Genomic DNA, 6,000 nt, shown 5'->3' with positions numbered 1-6,000 from the left:
TATCAAGGGGTTCTTTTTTGAAATTAAATGTAAAGCTAAATGTAAAATAGGTATTTAGGCTGTTTCTATTTTTAATAATTTTTATTTAGGACAGTATTGGGATTAGGAGAAAACACAAAGAAAAACGAACCTCAATAAAAGTTGTTATTAGTATCTCTAAAAGATATCACAATATTCAAAAGTTTGAAAAAGTATGGGTAAAAGAACTATGAATAGGTTTTCTTAACTTAACCTCATATTATAAGAATAAAATTTTAATTCAAACTCAACTGGGGAAATTATAGCTTATTGTTTACTACTAAAAATATCTAAAATAATAAAATCGACAAAACGAATAAGTTAATTCTCTTCAATTAAAATGAACTTATAAAAATATTAAAAACGCTATAAAATATTTTTATACAGCTGGAGTTGTATTACTATAAAGAAATTAATTAAAATATTTTATAAAAGCCCATATAAATTGATAAATGATAATTACTCTAATTATGATGAAAAATACACTAGCGAAAAATGAACTATGATATAAAATAAAAATATTGGTTTAGATGTGGAAAATGTTCAGGAATGACAGAGCAATTGTACTTGCAGTAACAAAATAACACATCTTAATCTAAAAAAAACCTTTAAATCCACCATAAAAAAACATAAAAAACCCGGAAAATTAAAATTTTCCGGGTTTTTATTCTAACTGAAATCTGTCAATATACTATATGACTATTTCAAAATAATAAGCAAATAGATTAATATCCAGTAAATACATCAGTATATGATGACTTTCCACCTGAGGTATATGTCGCTCCAGTTGGAGTACCATAAGATAATCTAAGATTCATTATTTTATTGCAAAAAGAAACATTCCCTTTTGAACCATCTACAGCAGGTTTAGCAAAAATTAATCCATTCGCTCCATTTACATATCCTGTAGACTGAGCTGTACTTGGTAAAGAAACCTCTCCTGTTAATGGATTAAAATTAACAATAATATCAAATCCAGTTGTAACATAATCTTTTAATACAAATGTATTTGGGGTTGAGCCCAAATTAATCTCTGTATCATATGTTCCAAAAAATGTATTTTTCACAGAAAAAATTCCAGGAAAAGTAGATGCAGGACATACCAAGTTAAAAGTAACTTCTACTTCTTTGTTAAATACTGCTATAGGTAAAGAAGCTGATTTAATGGTAAAATATGCTTTTTTCCCTGCTTTAGCAGCAGCTTCTTTTACATTAATTTTAAAATCACCAAAAGTTGCACCAGCCTTTAAAACATCTGTAGATTCAACAATAGTGAAGTCTGTTCCTAAAACAGCAGTAGACTTTGAAGAATTAAAAACTAATTCTACAGTATTATCAGAATCCGCAGGTTTAGTAACACCATAGGTAATAACATTATCAGCATTACCAGTGTCTTTGGTAACGAAGACTGATTGAGAAGTCTTATCAAAATGAGCTTCACTATTACCTTCAGTATAAGGTTGCTCAGCTTCACACGATACATTCAAACTGCATATTGCTATGCCAAAAAACAATGTATTTATAATTCTTTTCATAAGAAAATTTTTAAATATTAAATTAATAACCAGGATTTTGTTGAATAGCAGAGTTAACTCTAGTTTCAATTGTAGGGATTGGTAAAGCCCACTTATAACTATTTAAAGGTAAGTTTACAGGATTAGCAGCCGGATAATTAGCTGTTGATGATTGATAATCTGCAGGATCTCTATCAATACCTGAGTTAGCTAATGTACCAAGTCTTTTCAAATCAATAAATCTATAACCTTCAAAAGCAAACTCAATTCTTCTTTCATCTAAAATAGCTTTCCAAGCTGAAGTTACGTTAGCATATGTTGGAAGAGTTTGTGCTGTACTAAATCTATTATCTCTAATATTTTTAATAACTGTAGCAACACCCACTAAATCGCTAACGTTTGCTCTTGCCTCAGCTTTTATGAGATACATTTCGGAAAGACGCATTATTTTAATGTCATTGTTATTTGCATTCGTAGCTGTTCCAGCCCAAGGGTCAGCATTTATAGTTAATGTTCCACCGTGTTTATTTAACATTAATCTATCTGAAGATCTAACGTTTGCGGATGTTGCATAATTAGGATCAATAATAGAATTTGGATGTACTAAAGTTCTATAACGAGTATCATTCAAATCTAATTTATTATACAACGCTCTACTCAACTCAAACCAAGGTGCACCACTAGCAGATGGAGCTCCATTGTACCACGCATTATGTAAATTAGTAGTTTGGGCGTTTTGAGTTGCTAATCTCTTAAATTTGAAAATAACCTCAGAATTTAAAGCATTTGATTCTGTAAGAAATACATTTGGATAATTATTATAATTAGCAAGTACTAATCCTGAATTATTAATCACATTATCTGCCCAAGTTTCAGCATTTACATAATCCCCTGCATAAGCATAAGCTCTAGCTTTCAAGCCTTGAGCAAAAAATTTGTTTGCAAAAATATTAGAAAATGCCTTATTGGTAAGACCATCAAATAAGGTAATTGCATTAGTTAAATCGTTTTGAATAAAACTATAAAACTGAGCATTTGTATTTCTAGGATAATCATTATCATCTTTATAAAAGATTCTATCAGCTAAAATTCCAGCCAAAGCATTTGGATTTTTCATATCTGTTGTAAAATATGAAAGAATCGTTAAATGACAATATGCTCTTAAAGTAAGGGCTTCTGCCTTAATCTTATTAAGTTTATTTTTATCATCAGCAGTTTTGGCAGGCAATTTATCTGCTAAAATAAGAATTCTATTAATTCTAGCTAAACTCGCATAATTATTTGCCCAAATATTTTCTGGACCACTAGATAAAGGGTTAAGAAAGAATACATAATCATCATTAATACCCTGTCCACCATTATCAAAACCTATACTGGTTTCATCTGTAAAAACAGATACAAAAGCTGACTGACTACGACTTGTTAGCCCTGAATAAGTTGTATTTAAAAAAAGTTGTAAATCATTTGCATCTTGTATTGCAGTTTCTTCTATTAAAGCTCCTGGTGCATATGTTTCCATTAGTTCTTCGCTGCAAGAAATAAAGCTTAAACTGAAAACTGCTGCAGCTATGTAAAATATCTTTTTCATTAGTTAAATTTTAAGTATTAGAATTTAATATCAAATCCAAGAGTATATGTTCTTGGAGTTGGATATCTCCCTTGATCTGAAGCTATATTACTTTCAGCATCAAATCCTTTCCATTTACTCCAAGTAAGGATATTTTCAGCCTGCAAAGTAATAGCAAGACTATTAACAAAAGTTCCGCTAAGTAATGATTTTGGTACATCATATCCTACTTGTAAATTTCTTAATCTCACATACGAAGCATCTACTAAAAATCTGTCTGATAGACCTTGGGCACTGAAATTTGCAGCTTTTAGAGATGGTATATTAGTATTAGTATTATTTGGTGTCCAAGCATTAAGCAAATCAGCACTCATATTGAAGTTTCCGATACTACTAGGATTCATAACTGAAGACCAATCGTAATCATATCTATAAACTTGAGCAACATAAGTAAAGGTCGTACTTACAAATAATCCTTTATAGTTGAAGTCAAATCCAAAACCTCCTTGATATCTTGGGCTAAAACCATATTTCAACGGCTTCAAATCAGCAGAAGTAGGGTTTTCGGTTGGTCTTCCATTAATATCTTCAAATAAAAGATTACCATTTGCTTGATTAACTCCAAGATAATGATAAACATATGGTGTCTGGTATGGTTTACCATTAGCACTATAAACTTGAGGAATTTCACCATCAATTAGTGTTTCTGTAGGGAGATTATACACTCTTTCTTTATTGAAAGCTCCGTTTCCTCTCAAAGTAAATCTAACATTACTATTTTTAATAATATCATATGCTAAATTAACTTCTACACCATTATTTTTTAAATCGATTGGAGAGTTCATATTTATTGCCCCTTGTCCTACAAGAAAACTTTGTGGCCAAGGATAGAAGATTTCAACTCCTTTCTTTTCATATACATCGAATGTACCTCTTAATCTTCTGCTTAATAATTCAAAGTCAACTCCAACATTCCATTGTTTTGTAGTTTCCCAATGTAAATTTGGATCTCCCAATGTTAGGTTTAAACCTTGTGTTCCATTATAAGTATTTGTAACACCTAAGAAAGAATCTTTATATAATGGTGGATTTATACCTGCAAAAATAGACCCATCAAGAACTCTTTGGTTACCTGCAGTACCATAAGAACCTCTAAGCTTTAATATGTTAACAAAATCTACATTTTGCATGAAGTCTTCTTCATTAATATTCCATCTAGCACCTACTGACCAAAAAGTACCCCATCTATTATCTTTACTAAATCTACTTGTAGCATCTCTTCTAACATTGGCAACTACTCCATATTTTGAGTTATAATCATAATCTAAGTTACCAAAAAAAGAATACATATTGAGTCTAGACTGCCCTGCACTAACATTAGGAACATTATAATTATCCCCTGGCACGAATGCAGGATAACCCGTTCCTGTTCCTGGAACCCACAATTTCGGATTCAATCCATTCTGTGTAAAACCTTGGGTTTTTATCATATAATTATTATACTCAAAACCTCCCAACACATCAAATTTGTGATTACCTACACGTTTTACATAATTTAATTGATATAGGTTATTAAAATTAAATTGTCTTGAAGCAGACATAGATTCAAATCCTATCCAAGTTTGCCCTACACCTCTGAAATAGTTAGAATTCCAAGATTCAGGTCTTTCATAAGTATTTCCATCCAAAGACAATAATTGAGCGTTTGTTCTCATTGTTGCAGTCAAATCATCCGTAATTTTATAATTAACTTCGGAAGTCAAATCTAATCGCAAATCATCAACATAAGTCTTATACGTTTTAATTTTATCTATAAGCATCAATGGAGCATTAACCAAATTAGCTGAAATATTTCCATTTGGCGCCCATTGATCTGGCGATATGTATCTTGGTCCCCTAAGTGCACCAATCACTAAATTGTTATTAACACCTCCAGTACCTAAACCTGCAGCTTGGTTATTTCTAGACAAACCAGCATAAACACCCACTCTATAGGTTAGTTTATTATCATTAGATTTCCCATTAACATTTGTTCTCAAAGCAAATCTTTTCAAACCAGTTGTTGCCAGGATACCCTCTTGTTCTAGATAATGAACATTTGTGTAAGAACTTAAATTTTTAGCACCAGTAGTGATTGAAAAATCATGACTTTGTAACAAAGAAGGATTAAAGAAATAATTCAACCAATCAGTATTTACACCATTATAATTATTAATGGCATTATCTGTCATTCCAGAACCTCTACCCGCACCATACATCTTTTCAATTCTTAGCAATTGTTGGGCATCAGCCATATTGTATCTACTTGTCTGTAGAGTTGAAACCCCAATTTGAGAACGATAGTTAAATGTTGTTCTAGCATTAAAACCTCCTCCTCTTGTCTTAATTACAATTACACCATTTGCACCTCTGTTACCATACATTGCAGTAGCTGAAGCATCTTTTAAAACCTCCATACTTTCAACATCATTTGGATTCAGCGATCTAAAACTGTCTGCATTTGTAGGAAACCCATCAATAACGTATAATGGATCGGTGTTACCATTAATTGTACTAGCACCTCTAATAATTACCGTTGGCTTAGCTCCAGGCTGCCCACTTCCAGTAGATATATTAACACCAGCCAACTGACCTTGAGCAATATTCATAAGGTTAGGATTGGGTCTGTTGTTAATCTGCTCACTCTCTATTCTTGCCGTAGAAACTACAGCTTCTTTCTTTGTTGTTGATCTAATACCAACAACAACAACCTCATCAATTATTCTTTCTTTTCCATTTTTTACACTATCGCTAGGTTTTTCTTGCGCAATAGCCATAGTACCGCCTAAGAAAAAAAGCACACCAGTGCTTAGCAACTTTAGTTTCACATTCATATTAACAAATTTTAATATTATTTATTGC

3 protein-coding genes are annotated in these 6,000 nt (G+C 31.5%); all 3 read right to left on the bottom strand.

Annotated elements, in window-relative coordinates:
* Positions 1-743: 743 nt before the first annotated feature.
* Genes IV513_RS05375 through IV513_RS05365 form a run of 3 tightly spaced genes read right to left on the bottom strand, consistent with a single transcriptional unit; the run spans position 744 to position 5,972 of the window.
* Positions 744-1,553, bottom strand: coding sequence for a hypothetical protein (locus IV513_RS05375; RefSeq protein ID WP_209389530.1), 810 nt, complete (start codon positions 1,551-1,553; stop codon positions 744-746).
* A gap of 22 nt (positions 1,554-1,575) precedes the next feature.
* Positions 1,576-3,120, bottom strand: a complete 1,545-nt coding sequence (locus tag IV513_RS05370; RefSeq protein ID WP_209389528.1) for a RagB/SusD family nutrient uptake outer membrane protein — start codon at positions 3,118-3,120, stop codon at positions 1,576-1,578.
* A 17-nt stretch (positions 3,121-3,137) separates the two neighbouring features.
* Positions 3,138-5,972 carry a SusC/RagA family TonB-linked outer membrane protein gene (locus IV513_RS05365; RefSeq protein WP_209389519.1) on the bottom strand — a complete coding sequence of 945 codons (2,835 nt, stop codon included), beginning with the start codon at positions 5,970-5,972 and terminating at the stop codon, positions 3,138-3,140.
* Positions 5,973-6,000 lie beyond the last annotated feature (28 nt).

This window comes from Chryseobacterium sp. RR2-3-20, assembly GCF_017808115.1.
Lineage (GTDB): Bacteria > Bacteroidota > Bacteroidia > Flavobacteriales > Weeksellaceae > Chryseobacterium > Chryseobacterium oryzae.
The sequence above is the reverse complement of the archived record's forward strand: the minus strand, read 5'-3'. Positions and strand labels throughout refer to the sequence as shown.

Bases quoted from the DNA above. Each gene is read 5' to 3' on its own strand.
- IV513_RS05375 (WP_209389530.1), bottom strand. From the start codon at position 1,553: ATGAAAAGAATTATAAATACATTGTTTTTTGGCATAGCAATATGCAGT.
- IV513_RS05370 (WP_209389528.1), bottom strand. From the start codon at position 3,120: ATGAAAAAGATATTTTACATAGCTGCAGCAGTTTTCAGTTTAAGCTTT.
- IV513_RS05365 (WP_209389519.1), bottom strand. From the start codon at position 5,972: ATGAATGTGAAACTAAAGTTGCTAAGCACTGGTGTGCTTTTTTTCTTA.